An 18609-nucleotide genomic window follows, 5' to 3' on the forward strand; every position below is an offset into this window, starting at 1 on the left:
AGCATCCGTCCGCCGACGCCACGACGCCATGACCCAAATTGCCTCATTCCGGGACCGACATGCCGCCCTCATCTTCGCGCTGCGGACCTTTGCGGCGGCGATGCTGGCGTTCTCGATCGCGCTGCTGCTGGACATGCCGCGTCCCTATTGGGCCATGGCGTCGGTCTACATCACTTCGAACCTGTTCACGGGCGCGACCAACTCCAAGGCCGTCTATCGCATTCTGGGCACGCTGATTGGCGGCGCGGGAACGATCGTGCTGGTCCCGAACCTCGCCAATGCGCCGGAGCTGCTCAGCTTGTGCATCGCGCTGTGGGTCGGCATCTTTCTATATCTCTCGCTGATCGACGGCACGCCGCGCAGCTACGTCTTCCTGCTGGCCGGCTATACCGTGGCCCTGCTCGGATTTCCCATCGTCTCGACACCCCAGTCGGCCTTCGACATCGTCGTTTCCCGCGTGCAGGAGATCATGCTCGGAATCGTCTGCGCGAGCGTCGTCGCGATGCTCGTGCTGCCGCGCAGCGTCGCCTTCGCGGTCACCGCACAAACCGATGCATGGCTCGCCGGCGCGCGCCGGCTCGCCGCGGACGTCCTGACGGTCCGTGGCAGCGATCAGGAGCGTGACAGCGAACGCATGCGTCTTGCCGCTGCGGCCTCCGAAATCGACCAGCTCGGGCGCCATCTCGGCTATGAGGCGACCGCTTCTGCAAATACCGGGCGAGCGCTGCAGCGCCTCCGGCAGCATATGCTATCGCTGCTCCCGCTGCTCGGATCGATCGCAGACCGCAAGCTGCCTCTCAACCGGCATGAGGAGGCGGCTACACGCGTTGCCTGCATGTGCACGAAGACAGCGGCGTGGCTCGAAGCGCGCGGGCGCGATGGACAGGAAGCAAGCGCGCTGCGCACAGCACTCGATGAAATGCGCCCGGTGCTGGACGCAGATGCCGGCTGGACCGACATTGCGATCTCCGGTCTCGTGGTCCGGCTGCGCAACCTTGTCGACGTCATGCAGGATTGTCAGCTGCTGCGCGAGGCCATCTCCGAGGGGCGCAATCCCGAATCGCTTCCTCTCGTCTTCTCTCATGGCGCCGCGGCGGTTGCCGTCCCGCATCGCGACCACTGGTCTGCGCTCCTGGCGGCCGGCTCCGTGGCCCTCGCGGTGCTTTGCTGCAGTTGCTTCTCCATTGCGACCGGCTGGTCGGACGGGGTTGCCGCCCCGCTCTTCGCCGCCGTCGTCGGCAGCGTTCTGGCCGGCGTGGACGATCCGCTTCCGGCGTTCCGCAATTTCTACGGCGTGTTCCTCATCGTTATCGCCGTCCATGGCATCTACCTGTTTGGCGTGTTGCCGCGGATTACGACTCTCGAGGTGCTCATCGTCGCATTGATGCCGACTTTCGTGCTGTTCGGCTGGATGGCTGCGCGGCCCGCGACCGCGCGCCTCGGCGCCATACTTGCCATCTATCTCTCGGTGCAATTGGCCTTGACCGAGACCTATTCGGCCGACTTTACCTCCTATGCCAACTCCAGCATTGCGCTGATGCTGGGCGTGGCGCTCACCGGCTTGACTTGCGGCATCGTTCGCCTGGCCGGGGCTGACTGGATCGCAAACCGGTTGCTGCGAAGCAATTGGACCACGCTTGCATCAGTCGCCGAGCGGACGTCGGAGCAAGATCCCCTGGCGCTTGCCAGTCTGATGCAGCATCGGCTCGCCCTGCTTGCTGCGCGTATCACCGTCGTTCCTGCCGATGCAAGGAGCGGTGCCGCCAATCTTCGCCAACTGCGGACGGCGCTCAACATTGTCGGCGTGAGGCGCGCGAGCTTTGGCCTGTCACGCTGCACGAGAGCCGCAGTCGAAGCGTTTTTTGCCCGCCTTGCCCCGATTTGCAGGACCCATACGGCGGGGCCGCTTCCGGGGCGGCTGGTCGAACAGCTCGACAGCACCATCGCATTGACGCTGCGGGAGCCCGCAAGCGAAGCCCGCGATCACGTGCTGATCGGCCTCACCGGCGTTCGTTCCGGGCTGTTTCCGGAGTCGCCGGCCTATCAACCGCAGCAAATCGAATCTGGGACGATCGCCGCATGAGATACGAACTTGACCTTTTCGGCGTGCTCGTTCCGACGCTCCTGCTCTGGAGCGTGATTGCCTACGTGCTTGGGCGCTTCGCCAGCAAGCTGATTGCCCGGATCGGTCTCTATCGATGGATCTGGCATCCCGCACTGTTTGATTTCGCGCTTTTCATCTGCCTGGTCACCGGCCTCGTCTTGGGCTCCACGGAGTTATTCTCATGACAGCACCCGTTTCGTTGCAGAAAGCCCTATGGCGCGGGTTCACGATGAAGTGCCCGAACTGCGGTCAGGGCCATCTGTTCGGCCGCTTTCTCAAGGTCGTCGACAACTGCGAGGTCTGCTCCGAAGATTACACGCCACAACGCGCCGACGACCTTCCGGCCTATCTGGTGATCGCTGTTGTCGGCCACCTCGTCGTGCCGGCGCTTCTTGCCGTCGAGATCGCCTATTCACCTCCCGCCTGGCTTGAATTGCTGATCTGGCTCCCCGTCACCGGGCTTTCGGCGCTCCTTCTGCTGCAGCCCGTGAAAGGGGCAATTGTCGGCCTGCAATGGCAGAAGGGAATGCACGGCTTCGAGGCCGGCAGTCGTCGCCGGGATCGAGAAGCACCGGATGGCGTCACGCCCGTTCCTCACCTCGCCTCCAAGGAGTTGGTGTCATGAAAACCGTCGTCAATTCGCTGCGTCCTTTCGCGCTGACCGGTCTCATCGTGCTGGTCGCACTTTGGGCCGGTTACAAGCTGTGGGACTACTACTTTGATGCGCCCTGGACCCGTGACGGGCACGTACGGGCCGACGTGGTCCCCGTGGCTCCCGATGTTTCCGGCTTTGTGAGCGAGGTCCTGGTTCGAGACAATCAGCAAGTACAAAAGGGCGACGTGCTCTTCCGGATCGACCGGGCGCGCTATGAAATCGCGCTCAAGCAGGCGGAGGCGGTAAAGGAAGGCAAGCGCGCCACGCTCGACAATGCCAATGCCGATCTGAAGCGCTACAGTGCGCTGACGCCCGGCGTCGTGGTTTCCACGCAGCGGATGGACCAGGTCGTCGCGATCCAAGGCTCGGCCCAGGCGGCCTATGACCAAGCCGTCGCGGATGTTGCCCTTGCGAAGCTCAACATCGAACGCAGCGAGGTGCGGGCCTCGGTCAGCGGCATTGTCACCAACAACGAGTTGCGGCCGGGCGCCTACCTCACCCCCGGAAAGGGCGTGATGGCGCTGCTCGATACCGACACCCTGCACGTTCAGGGCTACTTCGAGGAAACCAAGCTGCAACGCATCCATATCGGCGATCTCGTGGACGTGCGGCTGATGGGAAGCAGCCGTGCGTTGCTGGGCAAGGTCGAGAGCATTGCAGCCGGCATCGAAGACCGCGATCGCAGCAACGGCTCGACCCTGCTTGCCAACGTCAACCCGACCTTCAACTGGGTGCGGCTGGCGCAACGCGTCCCGGTCCGGATCGCGCTCATCCGCGCTGACGAGCGCGGCGAACTCGTTGCCGGAGCGACCGCTACAGTCGCGGTGCTGGCATCGCGGCCGAGTGACGGCGGTCGCGTGGCCCAGCATCGGCCAAGCACATTACAGCGCTTGGCGTGCCGGTCAGTGCCGAATCTGTACCGATCCTCGCAATCCTGCGGCTGACGCTCCACGCGACGGCTCTCGGTTCGCTCAACAAAAAGCATCACGCGGAATAGCACGAGGGAAGACCTATGAGCTTGCTTGCAACATTTCTGGCCTTGGTGAGCGCCGGTGTTTTCGCGGCCCATATTCTCGATGCGCTGCGCAGTGGCGGGATAACGCGCGCTTCCCGGCCTCAGACTGCGCCCCTACTTGGCGACGAGTGCTTGTCGAGAGAACGACCGGTTTCAACGGTCAACTGAAGCGGCGGACGCGGTCCGTCCCTCCTTGGCCGTGAACCCAGCAGGCGACGTGATGAACGTCATACAAGATTCCATCCACGTTGGACGAGGGACAGTTTGCTCGTAGAGTGGCGACCCAAAGCGGGACGACCTGGCCAAACAGCTCGGCGATGCGGCGGTCGTCTTGTCTGAGGAGACGTCGACAGAGCTCGCGCTTGATGTTCTTCAACACCATCACGTAAGCGTGCACGTCGGTCTTGTAGTATGCATGAAGGTCCGGGCCGACGTCGCGTACAACGGAGTCTCTCTGCGACGAGACGGTCAACCGGACTGCGCTCCCGACCGAGAGGCCGATACGACCCACGCACGAATACGATCAGAGCATCTGGCGTTTTGCAAAGGACGCGAACACGCCGGCCGCATTGCTCAGCTGGCTGAATGTCCCAGCCTCGACGATCCTTCCCTGTACGAGGACGATGATCCGGTCCGCGCGCTGCACCGTGCTCAGCCGGTGCGCGATGACGATCCGGGTCACGTTGAGATTCTCCAGCGCGTCACTGACGACCGCCTGGGATTGGTTGTCGAGAGAGCTCGTCGCCTCGTCGAACAAAAGGATGCGCGGGCGCCGCGCGATCGCCCGCGCAATCATGATGCGCTGGCGCTGCCCCCCGGAGAGCGTGCTGACGCCCTCGGAAAGCTGCGTGAGCATGCCCATTGGCATGGCCTTGATGTCGTCCTCGACTCCGGCGAGGCGCGCCGCCTCCCACGCCTGATCGAGAGGCAGCCGGATTCCACCACAGATGTTCTCGTAGATGTTTCCGTTCGCGAGCTTCGCGTTCTGCAGGACCACCCCGAGCTGGCGCCGCACGGCGCTGGCATCCAGCGTGTCGATCGATTTCCCGTCGTAGAATACCGCGCCTGCTTCCGCTCTTTCGAACCCGAGCAGAAGCCGGAACAACGATGACTTCCCGCTGCCGGAGGGTCCCACGACCGCGACGTATTCGCCCGGCGCAATCTTCAATGAGACGTTATCGAGCACCAGCGGGCCGCCCTCGATATATCGCAGCGACACTCGGGCGAGCTCGATCGATCCAGACAGTTCTCCAGGAGATTTTCGCTCGTCCGAGACTTCGGTTGGACATTCGATGAGAGGCTTTAGCCGCCGCAGCGGCGGAATCGCAATCAGCGCCTCGCTGATGCCGGCCGCCCAGGCGCCCACCGATCCGAGGGTCTGACCGAAGGCCGCGAAGAAAGCGAAGAACGTGCCGATGTCCGTCATCAGAGTACTGACGGAATAGGACGCATAAGCGAATATGATCAGCGTCGCGATGGTAGGAAAGGCCGTCTCGAATGCGCCCAGCGCGTTGCCGGCAACCTGGGACGACACGAAATACTGCTTCTGTGCAGCAAACTGCCTCGACCAAATCCCGAGCGCGCGGTCCGTCGCAGCCGATACCCGCAATTTGGCGACGCCCGCCAACAGCTGGAGAACGAAGCCGCTTACCTTACCCTGCTGGTTGAAGTGCTTGCCCTCGAAATGCAGCCGGACCAGATTGGTGCCGATGATGGCGATCGCCCTGACAGCCGTCAACGCGATCGCGATCAGCGACAGCTTGAGGTCGTAGTAGAGCATCAGCCCGAGGCTGAACAAGCAGAACAAACCGGCTATCATTCCGCGCAACGCGCGACCGGTCAAAGCGCGGCGCGCCGCATCAATGCCCATCGCACGGTCAACCAGCTCTCCGGCCGTGAATTCTCGAAAGATCGCCGTCGGCAACCTGAGCAGACGATCGACCATCGCGGACTGCAGTCTCCAGTCGATCATCGCCTCCATCCGGAGCATTGCAAACCCCTGCATCACCTGGATTGCAGCCATCGAGAGCGCCGTCAGCGCCAGCGCCAGCGCGCAGAAGCCGAGCTGATCGAGCTCGGATCGAGGTATGATCGAACTGATGAGGATGTTGGTGATGAATGGCGTCACCAGGGAGAGCAGCCCGATGATGATGATCGCGAGCGCGATCCGTAGTCCGTTTCCGCGCGCATGCCGCAAGGCGAACTGGAGAAGGTCCCGGAACTTCAGCGATCTCAAAGGGAGTGGCGGATAGAACATGACCGCTTCCGGCGCGATCTGCATGGCAACCGAACGATTGACCGGCCGTCGCGCCTTCGTGACCGGATCGATCATGACATATCCGCGCGCGGGCTCATGAACGAGAGCGACGGGATCGCGCCCCTCACCATGCCAGCCGACCAGCGGACCGGCGTCCCATGTCCACCAATCCGGCCGGAGCAGGACCTGACGCATGCGCAGGCGGGCGGCCCGGGCGATCTCGGCCAGAGCGGCGAGATCCTGTGCGCCGCCCTCAACCCGCCCCGAGATCGCCATCGGCGTCCGCAGCGCGCTTCCGACGATCTGGCAGGCGCCGGCCAGCCTGTCGGCGTAGGGCGCGTCGACCGCTTCGTGATCGAAGCGCCTCACGACGATGCCGGAGAGGCGATCGAAGGATTCCACCGCCTGCGACGCCGCGCGCTGGGTACGGCTTTCGAGACGTTCGCGCTCGCGCTCGGCATCGCGGCCCAGGATCTCCCGGACACAGGCGGCGAAATCAAGGTGGAACTGATCGATCGACGACCAGAACGCCTCGGCAGCCCGCGGCTCTGAAACCGTGCTGACAGCACAGCCCTCCCCGCCGGCCTCGACCCACAGGGCTGAGGTCAGAGGCAGCGGCTGATGTTCCGCTGTACGGGGCTCGCCGACGCCCATCAGCCTGAGCGAGCCACGCACTACCGTCAGCCACAGCAGGCCTCGCATCGGACTGCGGCGGGACTCGCCCGCAAGCAATTCCCCCTCAGCCTCCGGCAGTTCGGCCATCTGCCATCGCGGCGCCGATCCCGCGGCGAAGCGGGCGAGCCGATCGATCCAGCGCAGGGCGGCATCCGGTTGCGTCAAATCGGTCCGGCGAAATATCGATATGCGTGTCCCTTCGATGCCGACCGCAATGAAGCCCAACCCGTCGGCGGATGCGGCGGCAAGCCCCGGCAGATCGGGAGCGATGTCGCCGCTTTCAAGGCGGAACAGATGATGCCTGGAGCCGCAACTGCCGTCCTTGACGTCGACGGCGAACAGATCCACACAGCCCGCGACGACTTGAAATGCATGGCCATGGTGATCGAGCAGCAGAGGCCGACGACTGTCGAGCGCCAGTTCGAGCGGCAGTTCTGTCGACGAGGCGACAGCGGCAACGGATAGCAGGTTCTCGATCCGGTCTGTCATTCCTGCGCCACCAGCCTCGCATATTCGCCGTTCAAGCTCAGAAGGGTCTCGTGCGTCCCGCGCTCCGTAACCTTGCCCTGGCGGAGGACGATGATCTCGTCGCAATCCCGTATCGTGCTGAGACGATGCGCGATGATGATGCAGGTGCAGCCGCGGCGGCGCAGATTGTCGTCGATGGATTTCTCCGTGATCGGGTCCAGCGCTGCGGTCGCTTCATCGAGGACGATCACCGAGGGACGGCCGACGAGCGCCCTTGCGATCTCGATGCGTTGGCGCTGCCCGCCGCTGAAGTTGGTCCCGGCCTCGTTGACGTGCGCGTCGTAATTACCTGCGCGTATCGCGATGTCGTCCTGGATCTCGCCTTCCTTGAGAGCGTTCGACAGATCAATCTCGGGAGTGGTCGGGTCCCACAACGTGAGATTGTCGCGCACCGTGCCCTCGAACAGGAAGATGTCCTGGTCCACGTAGGCGATCGAGTTGGCCCGGATCTCGGGCGGAATATCCTGAAGCTTTACACCATCGATCAGGATATCGCCGTCCCATGGCGCGTAGAGACCGCAGGTCAACCGGCCGATCGTGGATTTTCCGCTGCCGGAGGCGCCTACGAGGGCGACGCGCGCCCCCGGACTCACGACGATCGAAAGACCGGAAATCAACGGCGGCTCGAGCAGCGAGTAACCGAACTGCACGTTCCTGAATTCGACGCGCCCGGCCAGCTTCGCGGGCAGCGGCGCTGGGACAGCATTGTTCTTCGCGCTGCCTAGCGGGTAATTGTAGACGTCTTCGAGGCGGTCTAGCGCCCCCTTGATCAACTGAAAGCCGCCAGCCTGGTTGACCAGCGTTGCCACTGGCTCCGAGAAGCTCGCCATCAGCGACTGGAACGCGACGAGACTGCCGAGCGTCAACGAGCCTTCGATGACGCGAAGCCCGCCAAGGATCAGGAGCGCGGTCACGGTCAGGCCGGAGATCAAGGTCGGAATCATGTCCAGAACGATCGAGGACGCCGCCAGCTCGCGCTCGGCGTTCAGCAGCTTTGCCTGGATGCCGGACCATTGCCCGAATGCCTCGTCCTCGAGACCGCTCGCTTTGATCGTCTCGATGGACCTCACCGTGCTGACGACCGCGCCCAGCAACTTTCCGCGCTCCAGCGCCAGCCCGCGGCTGAGATCCTCTCTGCGCCGGGCGGAAATCCGCAAAGACAGCACGTTCAGCAGCGACAAGCCGATGCAGATCGCCGCAAGCCACGGATCGTAAACCATCATCGCGGCCGCGAAGAACACCACCGACGTCAAACTCAGTGCATTCGATGCGATGCCGCCAGCCAGAAGCCGCGCAATCTGCTCATTGGCCCCGACCCGCGCGGCGATTTCACCGGCATGGCGCTGGGTGAAGAACTCCATCGGCAAGGCCATCACGCGCCACAGGAAGCGGCTGATCATCACCACCGAGAGCTTCGTCTGCAGCCTCAGCAGCAGCGACTGCTGGAGCAGCGTCAGACCCGTGCGGATAAGCGCGGTAGCGGCCATGCCGACCAGTAGCGGCCGCAACCATCCGTTCAAATGCTGGATCAGGATGTCGTCGACAAAAATCTTCGAAAAGCTCGCGGCAACGATCCCGGGCAAGACCATGAGGAAGCTGAGCAGGACCAGAAGTCCGACGGCAGCCTTCGAGCCGCGCAGTTCCCGGAGCAGCAAGCGCAGGCCGGCGGGCTTGCTTCCCGACGGAACGAACCCCGATGCCGGCTCCATGGTGAGAACGACGCCCGTAAAACTCCTGTCGAGCTCCTCCATGCCGATACGCCGCCGCCCAAAGGCGGGGTCATTGATGTAGGCATGATTGCCCTTGATACCTTCGAGCACAACGAAATGGTTGAAGTTCCAATGGATGATGCAGGGCAGCGGTGCTGCAGGCAGCGTCGACAGTTCCTGACGGAATCCCTTGGCAGCCAGCCCGAAGCGCTTCGCCGCCCTGACTATGTTGCTGGCCTTGCTGCCGTCGCGGGACACGCCGCATTCGACGCGAAGCTGCTCCAGGGGCACCCATGAGCCATGATAGGCCAGCACCATGGCAAGACAGGCGGCGCCGCATTCCGCCGCTTCCATCTGCAGGATCGTCGGCGTTCTCTTGGTGCGTGTTCGAAGCAAGCGCCAATTCATGCGTCCTGCCAGGGATCTGTGTGCTTTTCCATTCGTTCGAGCAGTTTATCCATCGATCCCGGTCAGCTTTCTGAGCAAAGGAACGACGAGGTCCAGGGGACGGCGGCTTCGCGTCGTGATTTCGGCCTGGGCCAGCGTGCCACTGGTGAGATGTATCTCCGGCCCCGTCCCGACAGCCCACCGATATCCACTCGGCGTCGATCCGTCCTGCTCCAGGGATACGGCCACGGCGTAGGGTGCGCCGTCACGCGAAAACACTTTCACGAGCTGATCGTTGTGCAGGACTGCCGTCATTCCCTGCGGCGTCACCGGAAATTCCGAGACGCTCGAGACAACTCCGATCATCGTCCCGAATTCCTCTCGCTTGACGGTGCTCGGCGCGACGCGCACCTGGAAGCCGGGCTTGACACTCTTTCCCTGGTCGGCGGGGATATAGACGACCGCCTCGAGCCTCGCGCCTTCGTCCTCTATCAGGACGACCGGCGTGCCCACGGCCAGCACCGAGCCGGTCGAGGTCTTTATTTCCAGCACGCGACCCGCGATCGGACTGAGGACCTCCGAGTTGCGCCCCAGGGTTCCCGCGATCGCCTGCATTTCACGGCGCGCGCTATTTGCAGCGAACTCCGCCTGCTGCAGTTCGCGCTGCCGCTGCGTTTCGAGATCGGTCTTCTGCGAGTGCAGCTTGAGAATCTCGTTCTGCGAATCCGTTTTGCGTTGTTGGGCCTCGGTCAGTTCGAGGCGCCGGTCCTCGAGTGTCTTCCGCGTGGTCAAACCTTTCGCCATCAACTGCTCGAGGTTCTGCACGTCGATCGAGAGGAACCGGACACGCTGGTCCGTTGCCTCGATGACTTTATTGAAGGCAGCTTCGAGCTTTGCGAAATTGGAGGCCTTCGCTGCGAGTTCCGCTCGCACCCTCGTGGCCATGTCGTCGCGCTCGCGCTCGCGTTCCTTGTAGGTCTCCACCGCGTTGCGATACTTCTGCTCCGTATCGGTCTGCGAGATCCGGGCGATCACCTGCCCCCTTTCGACGTGATCACCAACGGCAACGCCGAGCGAAGCAAGCCTGCCTTCCGCAGCCGAGACCGCATCGACAACGCGCCCACTTCCGACCAGAATGCCCTGCCCCGACACTCGGGACGGTATCCGGCCGTAAATGCCCCAGACAAGCGCGCCGGCCAGCGCGACCGTCAGGACCGCTACCACGATCCAGTCGGACGGTTTGGTGATGCCGACGAGATGATCGAGTTCCTCCGGCGAGGCGGCACGTTGCAACGCGCTGGCACGGAAGATGCGCTGGGAGCTGTTATTCACTCCTTACTCCCCGAAAAACTCCGGTGCAGCCGTTCTTGCCGCCTGCCAAAATCAGCGTATGGTACTTCAAGCAATCCTGGACCATACATCGTAGCCATTTTCGACACAATGCACCAAGCACGCCGGACGCCCGGGTAGCAGTTGCCGAGAATGCGCGCGGAGAATGCGATTGAGCGATCTTTCGCGCGGCGCTAAGCTTGGCGACTGGCATCGGACGGTTCGGATGAAAACGGACAGAATCGCGCGATCTGCAGCGGCCCGCAGACTGGCCGGCGGACTGGCGGCGCAAGGCATTGCCTTGCTGGTCGCGACCAGCGTATGCGGGGCGGGCATCCTGAGCCAAGCCGATGTGAAAAGGGTCGAGACATTGAGACCGATGTTCGCGGGGTTGATGGGCGATCTCGTCCAGACCTCAAGGCGAAGCGACATCTCGGCAGTCGATGCAGATTGCGTCAAGTCCACGATCCAAAACCTCGTCGAGATTTCTCAGGAGCTCTCCAGCTACGAGTATCTGATCACAATCGAAAAGGACCTGACGGACGTCAGTGAGAACGATCCGATCCGCGACGTGGTCAAGTTCGCCATCGATCAATCCACCAATATCCTCGCGAGCCAACGCAAGAAGATCGCGCAGCTCCCCGATCAATGCGGCAAGTCTGCTTTGGCCCTCGCCAAATCGCAGCAGGCGCTTCAAGTCGTGGATGCGACTGCCGGGATTCTTGGTTCTATTCGATCCCGACTTTGAGGCTGCATGAGGAAGCCGGTTTTCCGGTTTAGGCCTGCACGCTCCCGCTTCACCTCTGCGGGTTGACCGGGGCGATGCTGGTGCAGTGCCCATTCAGATCATAGGTGAGCCGTATCCCATAGATCACCATCGAACCGCCTCGGGCATCGATGACGTCTGGATTCTTGGTCCCATCCTCAACTTTCATCCCCGCGCTGACATTCAGTAGATCATTGTCAGTCAATTCTCTCGCCGAACCCATGATCAAGCCCCTTCAAATTTTGCCAAATGTCGGACCGAGGCAGCCCTGGCTTCGCGCCAGCTCGAGAGTTGCCGCGGCCCGGCCCGCCTCCAAGGAATCGTGGAAGGCGTTCAGGAAGGCTTTCACACGTGCATCGTCGCTGTTGCGAGCCCCGCCGCAGACAATCTCCAGTTCTGCTAAGCTCAGTTCGTTGTTCATCGTCGTGCTCCTCAATGTTGCTGGGAAACATTGAGCAGATCCCCCTCTCTCGCACCGTGATATCGCTCACGTTGTGGCGCGGGGAGTATTACAGGCCGGGAAATGAAAGAGGTCGCCAACTGGGGCGACCTCTACTTCGTGAGCAAGTCTGAAGGGACGAGATCAGAGGGGCGGCTGCGCCGGCCCGAACGGGCCGCGCAGATTGCCAGGCCCCTGCAGGGCGCCGAAGATGCACGGCCGACCCACTCGACAGCGTGTTCGATGGCGCCTCCGATGGCGCGGAAGAAATCGCCAATGCGGTTGCCGCCCCTAATCGCGTCGTTGTCCAGCTCTTTATGCTCGCGATTGCTGTGCTCAGTCATTTCCGTCTCCCGCTTTCGACGAAGGGATCATCCCCTCTCATCTCGTGGTCGCAGGAGTATCGCAGGCGACTGGTTTCGGCTGTGATAAGGCTCGATTGCGCAATCGTGCCGCTCCCGAACCCGAAGCGCCCTCCCTCCGCCTTGATAGAAACGCCGAGCGCTCGTCGTAGCCGTTGTGATCGGTTGCCCTCATCGTGGACGGGCCGTTGTTCAGGTACAGCTCCTTGCGAAGCTGGCCGTCCGAGATGGAGGCGATCAAGCGCTCTTTCCGATAGCGCTGAGCGGGCATAAACCAATGATTGCGGGAAAACCTCTGCAGACGATCCGCGCCGCTTCTTCGCGGTGCTTTGGCAGCTCCAGCTTAGGCTGGGCACACCTGCCCGTTTGTGGCAGATTCACGGCTTAGGAAAGCACCTCCTCACCCGGCATAGGGTCACTTGGAGGCTTCCGGTTGAACCCATCGTTTTCGGTTCGACGCGCATGGACAACAGGTTCCAAGTGCTATGGGAGGACGACGCCCGCATCTTTTGCCGGGCTTTATGTCATTCCGACACCAGCAGAGCTGTATTGGCGGTGCTTCCCAGGGCCAAGCACGCTTCGTCCGGCATCCTCGATCGGCTCGCTCGCGAGTTCGAACTCAAGGACCAGCTGGATGGCGCGTGGGCAATGCGGCCGCTCGGGCTGGAGTACGACGGCAGTCACCCTGTTTTGCTGCTCGAGTATCCTGGCGGCCGGCCACTCGAGCAGTTGCTTGGTGCGCCCATGGACATCGGGCGTTTTTTGCGACTGGCGATCGATATCGCGAGCGCCTTGAACAAGGTGCACCAACGCGGCCTCGTTCACAAGGACGTGAAACCGGCGCATATACTGGTAAACTGCGACGACGAACGGATCCGGTTCACCGGCTTCGGTATCGCTTCGCGCTTGGTCCGGGAGCGACGCACGCCCGGGCCGCCCGAGTTCATCGTGGGCACGCTCCCTTACATGGCGCCCGAACAGACCGGGTGGATGAACCGCTCGATCGATTTCCGTAGCGACCTCTACTCGCTTGGTGTGACGCTCTACCAAATGCTGACCGGCTCGTTGCCGTTCACCGCGGCACATTCGATGGAGTGGGTACATTGCCACATCGCCCGAAAGCCCGTACCGCCCAGCGAGCGCCTGAGCACTGTACCGACGGCAATCTCGGCCGTAGTGCTCAAGCTGCTCGCCAAGTCCGCAGAGGAACGTTATCAGAGCGCGCCGGGCCTTGAGCACGATCTGCGCCGCTGCCTGCATGAATGGGAAACCGGACGTGGGATCGAAGACTTTGCCCTCGGGCAATATGACACGCCCGACCGACTGCTGATCCCCGAAAAGCTCTATGGAAGAGACCGCGAGATTGAACTCCTGCTGGGCGCGTTCGATCGGATGCTCAAGGGCGGCGTGCCGGAATTGGTGCTGGTTTCCGGCTATTCCGGTGTGGGCAAGTCCTCAGTGGTCAATGAGCTCCATCACCGGCTTGTTCCGTCGCGCGGGCTGTTCGCATCGGGCAAGTTCGATCAGTACAAACGCGATATTCCGTATTCGATGCTGGTCGAGGCATTTCGCAGCCTCGTGAGGTCTCTTCTAAGCAAGAATGACGTCGAACTCGCGAACTGGCGCCAAGCCTTTCAAAATGCGCTGGGCGCAAACGGCCAACTCGTTGCCAACCTGATTCCTGAATTGCGGCTGATCATTGGAGAGCAGCCTCCCGTTCCTGATCTCCCGCCACCGCAGGCACAGAACCGCTTCCATCAGGTACTGCGGCGCTTCATAGGGGTATTCGCACGTTCCGAGCATCCGTTGGTGCTTTTCCTCGACGATCTTCAATGGGTCGACGCCGCCACGTTGGATCTGATTGAGGATCTGTTGACCCGGACCGATCTGCACTACCTGATGCTGATCGGGTCCTTTCGGGACAACGAGGTCACCGCCGCCCATCCGTTACGGCATCGGCTTGAAGCCATAGAGAACGCTGGCGCAAACCTGCAACAGATCATCCTTGCGCCGCTTGCCGGCGAACACATTTCGCGCCTGATCTCTGATGCTCTAGGCTGCGATTTGCTGCATGCGGCGCCGCTCGCGCATTTGATCCACGATAAAACGGCCGGCAATCCATTCTTCGTGAATCAGTTCCTCCACCTACTCGCCGCAGAAGGGCTCGTCCGCTTTGATCACGACGCAAGGTGCTGGTGCTGGGACCTGGATCGCATTCACGCCAAGGGGCACACCGACAACGTCGTGGATTTGATGATCGTAAAACTCGCCCAGCTACCGGCTGACACACAGAACACGATGCGGGAGTTGGCCTGTCTCGGAAATTTCGCCGAAACCAGGACACTCTCGGTCGTCCTCGGGCTCTCCGAGCAGCAGGTTCATGCGGCGCTCTGGGAGGCGGTCCGCCAGGAATTGATCGAGCAGCAGGCCGACGGCTACAGGTTTGTCCACGACCGCGTACAAGAAGCCTGCTATTCGCTGATCCCGGAGCATCAACGCGCGGCGCTTCATCTGCGAATCGGGCGCCAATTGCTGGCGCAGACATCCGGGGAGAAGCGCGAGAAGGCGATCTTCGCAATCGTCAATCAGCTCAACCGCGGCGCGGCCTTGATCACCTCCCAAGATGAACGCGTGCAGCTTGCGGAGCTCAATCTGGCAGCCAGCCTGCGCGCGCGGGCGTCGGCGGCCTACGCGGCGTCGCTCAACTACGCCGCAACTGGTGCGGCATTGTTGCCGCACGACCGTTGGGAGCGCTTCCAGCGGCTTGCTTTTTCGCTCGAGTTGCATCGCGCCGAATGCGAGTTCGTGACCGGCGCTGTCGTTGAGGCGGAACAGCGCTTACAGGAACTGACGACGCGAATCTCGAATGCAACCGACCTTGCAGTCGTCGCGCGCCGACTGGTGGATTTGTATACGGCGCTCAGCAAGCCGGATCGCGCGGTCGGCGCCGGTCTCAGCTGTCTGGAGCAACTCGGGATTCGATGGCTGGCGCACCCCAGCGATGATCACGTCCGACGGGAATACGAGCGCGTCCGATCTCGCCTCGGAGACCGAGCCATCGAGGAGGTGCTGGATCTGCCGCTGATGACCGACGCGCTGGCACTGGCCCTGTTGGATCTTTTGACGGCCCTCATGCCGCCTGCATTCTTCACCGATACGAACCTTCGCTCGCTGGTGGTCATCAAAGCGGTGGATTTGAGCCTTGAGTGGGGGAACAACGATGCCTCCTGCGTTCCCTACGTCATGTTCGGCGCCATTGCCGGCGCCCGCTTCGACGACTATGAGGCGGGCCTCCGATTGAGCCGTATCGGCACTGAGCTGGTCGAGCGCCGCGGATTTTCGCTCGTTCAAGCGAGGACCTACCTGAACTATGGCAACCTCGTCCTTTCATGGACAAAGCCCCTCCAGCACGCGCGAGAGGCGTTTCGACGCGCATTTGACGCGGCGAGCAACAGTGGCGACATCACGTTCGCTGCCTTCAGCTGCTCCAGCCTGAATACGAATTTCCTCGCGGCGGGCGATCCGCTTGCAGACGCACAACGCGAAGCCGAGCACGGATTGCGGTTGACCGAAGAGGCTAAATTTGGGCTGATCGGCGACATCATAAGGCCGCAACTTGGGCTGATCCGGATGCTGCGTGGCTTGACCCGGCGGTTCGGCGCTCTTCACGACAACCCGTCCGACGAGCTTCGGTTCGAGCGGCATTTGGCTGCTGATCCGGCGCTCGTATTGCCTGAGAGCTGGTACTGGATACGCAAGCTGCAAGCGTGCTTCTTTGCCGGCGACTATGTGTCGGCCGCGGCCGCCGCAGCGAGGGCTCCGAGCCTACCGTGGTCACCACCTCAGCTATTCGAAACGGCGGAATACGAGTTCTATGCGGCACTGTCCCACGCCGCATGCTGGGATTTGGCTCCCCCTGAAGAACAGCAAGGGCACTTTGACGCGCTGACGGTCCACCAACGGCAGCTCGAGTTGTGGGCGCAGAATTGCCCTGAGAGCTTCGCGAACCGCGCTCTACTCGCCGGCGCAGAAATCGCCCGCCTCGAAGGCAGAGAACTCGACGCGGAGCGTCTCTACGAACAAGCCATCCGGTCCGCCCGCGGCAACGGGTTCGTCCACCACGAGGGACTCGCTTACGAAATGGCCGCGCGCTTTTACGGCACGCGTGGCTTCGAAGAGTTTGCTCGCATCTATCTGCAAAAAGCGCGCGATTGCTTTGTTCGGTGGGGGGCGGACGGCAAAGTGCGGCAACTTGAGGATATCCACCCGCATCTCAAGGAGGCGAGATCAGAGCCTGGCCCGATGAGCACCATCGGGGCGCCGGTCGAGCATCTCGACCTCACGACCGTGATCAAGGTGTCAGAGGCGGTATCCGGCGAGATGGACTTGGAAAAGCTCGTCGAGACCCTGATGCACACGGCCATCGAACAAGCCGGCGCTGAGCGGGGTCTGTTGATCCTGTCGCACGAGAGCAACGAGCCGCGCATCGAGGCGGAAGCCACCGTAACCGGCGACGGAGTGACCGTCGACCTATGCGATGCGGCGGTGACCGCGGCTCTGGTTCCGGAATCCGTTCTTTATTACGTAATGCGGACCAGAGAGTGCGCTGTTCTCGAAGATGCCGCCTGCCAACCTTCTTTTGCGACGGACCCCTACCTTGGTCAGCGCAAGCCTCGTTCCATTCTTTGCTTGCCTCTGATCCACCATGGGAAGCTTGTCGGGGTGCTCTACCTTGAGAATACACTGACGCCCCATGTTTTCGCACCTGCGAGAGTGGCCGTTCTAACACTGCTCGCCTCACAAGCGGCAATCGCGCTGGAAAATGCGGCTCTGTATCGCGATGTCAGAGAACGCGAAGCGAAGATCCGCCGCCTGGTCGACGCCAACATCATTGGAATCATCATCTGGGAGCTTGAAGGTCCCATTCTGGAGGCAAACGACGCGTTTTTGCGCATCGTGGGGTACGATCGTGAGGATCTCGCCTCTGGTCGCCTGCTCTGGACTGCGCTGACACCGCCGGAATGGCTCGATCGGCACGAACGATGGTGGATTCCGGAACTCAAGAAGATGGGAAGCGTACAGCCGTTCGAGAAAGAGTATTTCCGCAAGGACGGAAGCCGCGTGCCGGTCTTGATCGGAATGGCTGCGTTCGACGAGCAACGGGATCAAGGTGTCTCCTTTGTCGTCGACCTGACGGAGCGTAAACGGTCCGAGGAGGCTCTGCGGGAGAGCGAAGAGCGTTTTCGTACTCTCGTACAGTTCTCTTTCGACGTGTACTGGGAATCAGATGCGGACCATCGCTTCATCCGCCAGGAGTTCGCCGAAACCGTTACAGACGCTCCCGCGTCGGGCTCTGAACTTGGTAAAACGCGTTGGGAAGTGCCCTACTTGGAACCCGGCGAGGAAGCCTGGCGCATGCATCGGCAGACGCTCGATGCCCACCTGCCGTTCCGTGACTTCGAGCTCGCGCGCCCGACGCCCGACGGCCGCAAGCGCTACGTCTCCGTCTCCGGGATTCCGGTTTTCGACAAGTCCGGTCAGTTCATCGGCTATCGCGGCGTGGGGCGCCACATCACCGAACAAAAGCGCGCCACCGAGGCCCTGCGCGAGATGCAAAGGGAGTTGGCGCATGCCAATCGCCTCGCCACCATGGGCGAACTCACGGCCTCGATCGCCCACGAAGTAAGCCAGCCGGTCGCCGCGGCATCCATGAATGCTGGTGCGGCCGCGCGTTTCCTTGAGAGGGACCCACCCGATCTCGAGAGGGTCAGGCAATCACTGGACTGGGTCATTAACGATACGGCGCTCGCCAGCGACATCATCCAGCGAATTCGCGATCTCATCAAGAAAGCGCCGCCCCGGAAGGATAAATTGGATATCAACGAAGCGATCCGGGACGTGATTGAGCTTACCCGCGGCGAAGCGATGAAGAACGGCGTCTCGGTACAAGCGGAACTTGCGGACAGCTTACCGCCTGTGGAGGGCGATCGTGTCCAATTGCAGCAAGTGGTGCTTAATTTGATCGTCAATGCAGTCCAGGCCATGGGCACCGTCGCGGACGACGCCAGAAGGGTGATTATCACCACGGGTGAGGTCGGTCCGGACCGTGTTCTTGTCGAGGTTCAGGACTCGGGACCGGGATTGACAGTGGAAGATCTCGATCGCGTCTTCACTCCCTTCTACACGACGAAGCCGGGCGGGCTCGGGGTCGGACTGTCCATCTGCCGTTCGATTATCGAAGCTCATGCCGGACGTTTGTGGGTGACACCTAACCTGCCCCGCGGAGCGACTTTTCACTTCACCGTGCCGGTGCGTCCCGCAGACGCTTCCTGACTATCTTGCTCCTATCAGCAAGCTTACTGCCGCCGCCTCGAGCCCGCGCC

12 protein-coding genes are annotated in these 18609 nt (G+C 62.1%); 6 read left to right on the top strand and 6 right to left on the bottom strand.

From position 1 onward, the window contains the following. Positions 1–28: 28 nt before the first annotated feature. From ACRQ5Q_RS26525 to ACRQ5Q_RS26540, 4 genes are read left to right on the top strand one after another with little or no spacing between them, the layout of a single operon-like run. Complete coding sequence (locus tag ACRQ5Q_RS26525; RefSeq protein WP_439392819.1) at positions 29–2083, top strand: FUSC family protein; 2055 nt, start codon at positions 29–31, stop codon at positions 2081–2083. Next, positions 2080–2289: a DUF1656 domain-containing protein gene (locus ACRQ5Q_RS26530; protein ID WP_439392820.1), complete on the top strand. Its 210-nt coding sequence runs from the start codon at positions 2080–2082 to the stop codon at positions 2287–2289. The genes ACRQ5Q_RS26525 and ACRQ5Q_RS26530 overlap by 4 nt, the downstream gene beginning before the upstream one ends. Then, on the top strand, positions 2286–2729 hold the full coding sequence (locus ACRQ5Q_RS26535) for a DUF983 domain-containing protein (RefSeq protein WP_439392822.1): 444 nt from the start codon (positions 2286–2288) through the stop codon (positions 2727–2729). Before ACRQ5Q_RS26530 ends, ACRQ5Q_RS26535 begins: the two co-directional genes overlap by 4 nt. Then, complete coding sequence (locus tag ACRQ5Q_RS26540; RefSeq protein WP_439392824.1) at positions 2726–3703, top strand: efflux RND transporter periplasmic adaptor subunit; 978 nt, start codon at positions 2726–2728, stop codon at positions 3701–3703. The genes ACRQ5Q_RS26535 and ACRQ5Q_RS26540 overlap by 4 nt, the downstream gene beginning before the upstream one ends. A gap of 594 nt (positions 3704–4297) precedes the next feature. Here ACRQ5Q_RS26540 and ACRQ5Q_RS26545 read toward each other — a convergent pair. Genes ACRQ5Q_RS26545 through ACRQ5Q_RS26555 form a run of 3 tightly spaced genes read right to left on the bottom strand, consistent with a single transcriptional unit; the run spans position 4298 to position 10662 of the window. Beyond that, complete coding sequence (locus ACRQ5Q_RS26545; RefSeq protein WP_439392825.1) at positions 4298–7195, bottom strand: NHLP bacteriocin export ABC transporter permease/ATPase subunit; 2898 nt, start codon at positions 7193–7195, stop codon at positions 4298–4300. Continuing rightward, complete coding sequence (locus ACRQ5Q_RS26550) at positions 7192–9351, bottom strand: NHLP family bacteriocin export ABC transporter peptidase/permease/ATPase subunit (protein ID WP_439374729.1); 2160 nt, start codon at positions 9349–9351, stop codon at positions 7192–7194. The genes ACRQ5Q_RS26545 and ACRQ5Q_RS26550 overlap by 4 nt, the downstream gene beginning before the upstream one ends. Before the next feature lie 45 nt (positions 9352–9396). Further along, positions 9397–10662: an NHLP bacteriocin system secretion protein gene (locus tag ACRQ5Q_RS26555; protein ID WP_439392826.1), complete on the bottom strand. Its 1266-nt coding sequence runs from the start codon at positions 10660–10662 to the stop codon at positions 9397–9399. Between the two features lie 169 nt (positions 10663–10831). Here ACRQ5Q_RS26555 and ACRQ5Q_RS26560 point away from each other — a divergent pair, with 169 nt between their 5' ends. After that, entirely contained in the window at positions 10832–11407 is a 576-nt protein-coding gene (locus ACRQ5Q_RS26560; protein ID WP_439392828.1) for a hypothetical protein, read from the top strand. A 49-nt stretch (positions 11408–11456) separates the two neighbouring features. Here ACRQ5Q_RS26560 and ACRQ5Q_RS26565 read toward each other — a convergent pair whose 3' ends face one another. The 3 genes from ACRQ5Q_RS26565 to ACRQ5Q_RS26575 all read right to left on the bottom strand — a co-directional run bounded on the left by ACRQ5Q_RS26565 (position 11457) and on the right by ACRQ5Q_RS26575 (position 12208). Beyond that, the gene (locus ACRQ5Q_RS26565; protein WP_439374726.1) at positions 11457–11648 is read right to left on the bottom strand and encodes a hypothetical protein; all 192 of its coding nucleotides are present in this window, start codon (positions 11646–11648) and stop codon (positions 11457–11459) included. A 12-nt stretch (positions 11649–11660) separates the two neighbouring features. Beyond that, on the bottom strand, positions 11661–11846 hold the full coding sequence (locus ACRQ5Q_RS26570; protein WP_439374725.1) for a hypothetical protein: 186 nt from the start codon (positions 11844–11846) through the stop codon (positions 11661–11663). Positions 11847–11977: 131 nt separating this feature from the next. Further along, positions 11978–12208, bottom strand: coding sequence for a hypothetical protein (locus tag ACRQ5Q_RS26575; protein WP_439374724.1), 231 nt, complete (start codon positions 12206–12208; stop codon positions 11978–11980). Positions 12209–12688: 480 nt separating this feature from the next. On the opposite strand from ACRQ5Q_RS26575, the gene ACRQ5Q_RS26580 reads away from it, so the two are divergent. Continuing rightward, positions 12689–18559, top strand: a complete 5871-nt coding sequence (locus tag ACRQ5Q_RS26580) for an AAA family ATPase (RefSeq protein ID WP_439392830.1) — start codon at positions 12689–12691, stop codon at positions 18557–18559. Positions 18560–18609: the final 50 nt, after the last annotated feature.

This window comes from Bradyrhizobium sp. PMVTL-01 (genome assembly GCF_051861855.1).
In the GTDB taxonomy this organism is placed as follows: domain Bacteria; phylum Pseudomonadota; class Alphaproteobacteria; order Rhizobiales; family Xanthobacteraceae; genus Bradyrhizobium.

Coding starts and splice junctions, on each gene's coding strand:
- ACRQ5Q_RS26525 (WP_439392819.1), top strand. CDS start 29: ATGACCCAAATTGCCTCATTCCGGGACCGACATGCCGCCCTCATCTTC.
- ACRQ5Q_RS26530 (WP_439392820.1), top strand. CDS start 2,080: ATGAGATACGAACTTGACCTTTTCGGCGTGCTCGTTCCGACGCTCCTG.
- ACRQ5Q_RS26535 (WP_439392822.1), top strand. CDS start 2,286: ATGACAGCACCCGTTTCGTTGCAGAAAGCCCTATGGCGCGGGTTCACG.
- ACRQ5Q_RS26540 (WP_439392824.1), top strand. CDS start 2,726: ATGAAAACCGTCGTCAATTCGCTGCGTCCTTTCGCGCTGACCGGTCTC.
- ACRQ5Q_RS26545 (WP_439392825.1), bottom strand. CDS start 7,195: ATGACAGACCGGATCGAGAACCTGCTATCCGTTGCCGCTGTCGCCTCG.
- ACRQ5Q_RS26550 (WP_439374729.1), bottom strand. CDS start 9,351: ATGAATTGGCGCTTGCTTCGAACACGCACCAAGAGAACGCCGACGATC.
- ACRQ5Q_RS26565 (WP_439374726.1), bottom strand. CDS start 11,648: ATGGGTTCGGCGAGAGAATTGACTGACAATGATCTACTGAATGTCAGC.
- ACRQ5Q_RS26570 (WP_439374725.1), bottom strand. CDS start 11,846: ATGAACAACGAACTGAGCTTAGCAGAACTGGAGATTGTCTGCGGCGGG.
- ACRQ5Q_RS26575 (WP_439374724.1), bottom strand. CDS start 12,208: ATGACTGAGCACAGCAATCGCGAGCATAAAGAGCTGGACAACGACGCG.
- ACRQ5Q_RS26580 (WP_439392830.1), top strand. CDS start 12,689: ATGGACAACAGGTTCCAAGTGCTATGGGAGGACGACGCCCGCATCTTT.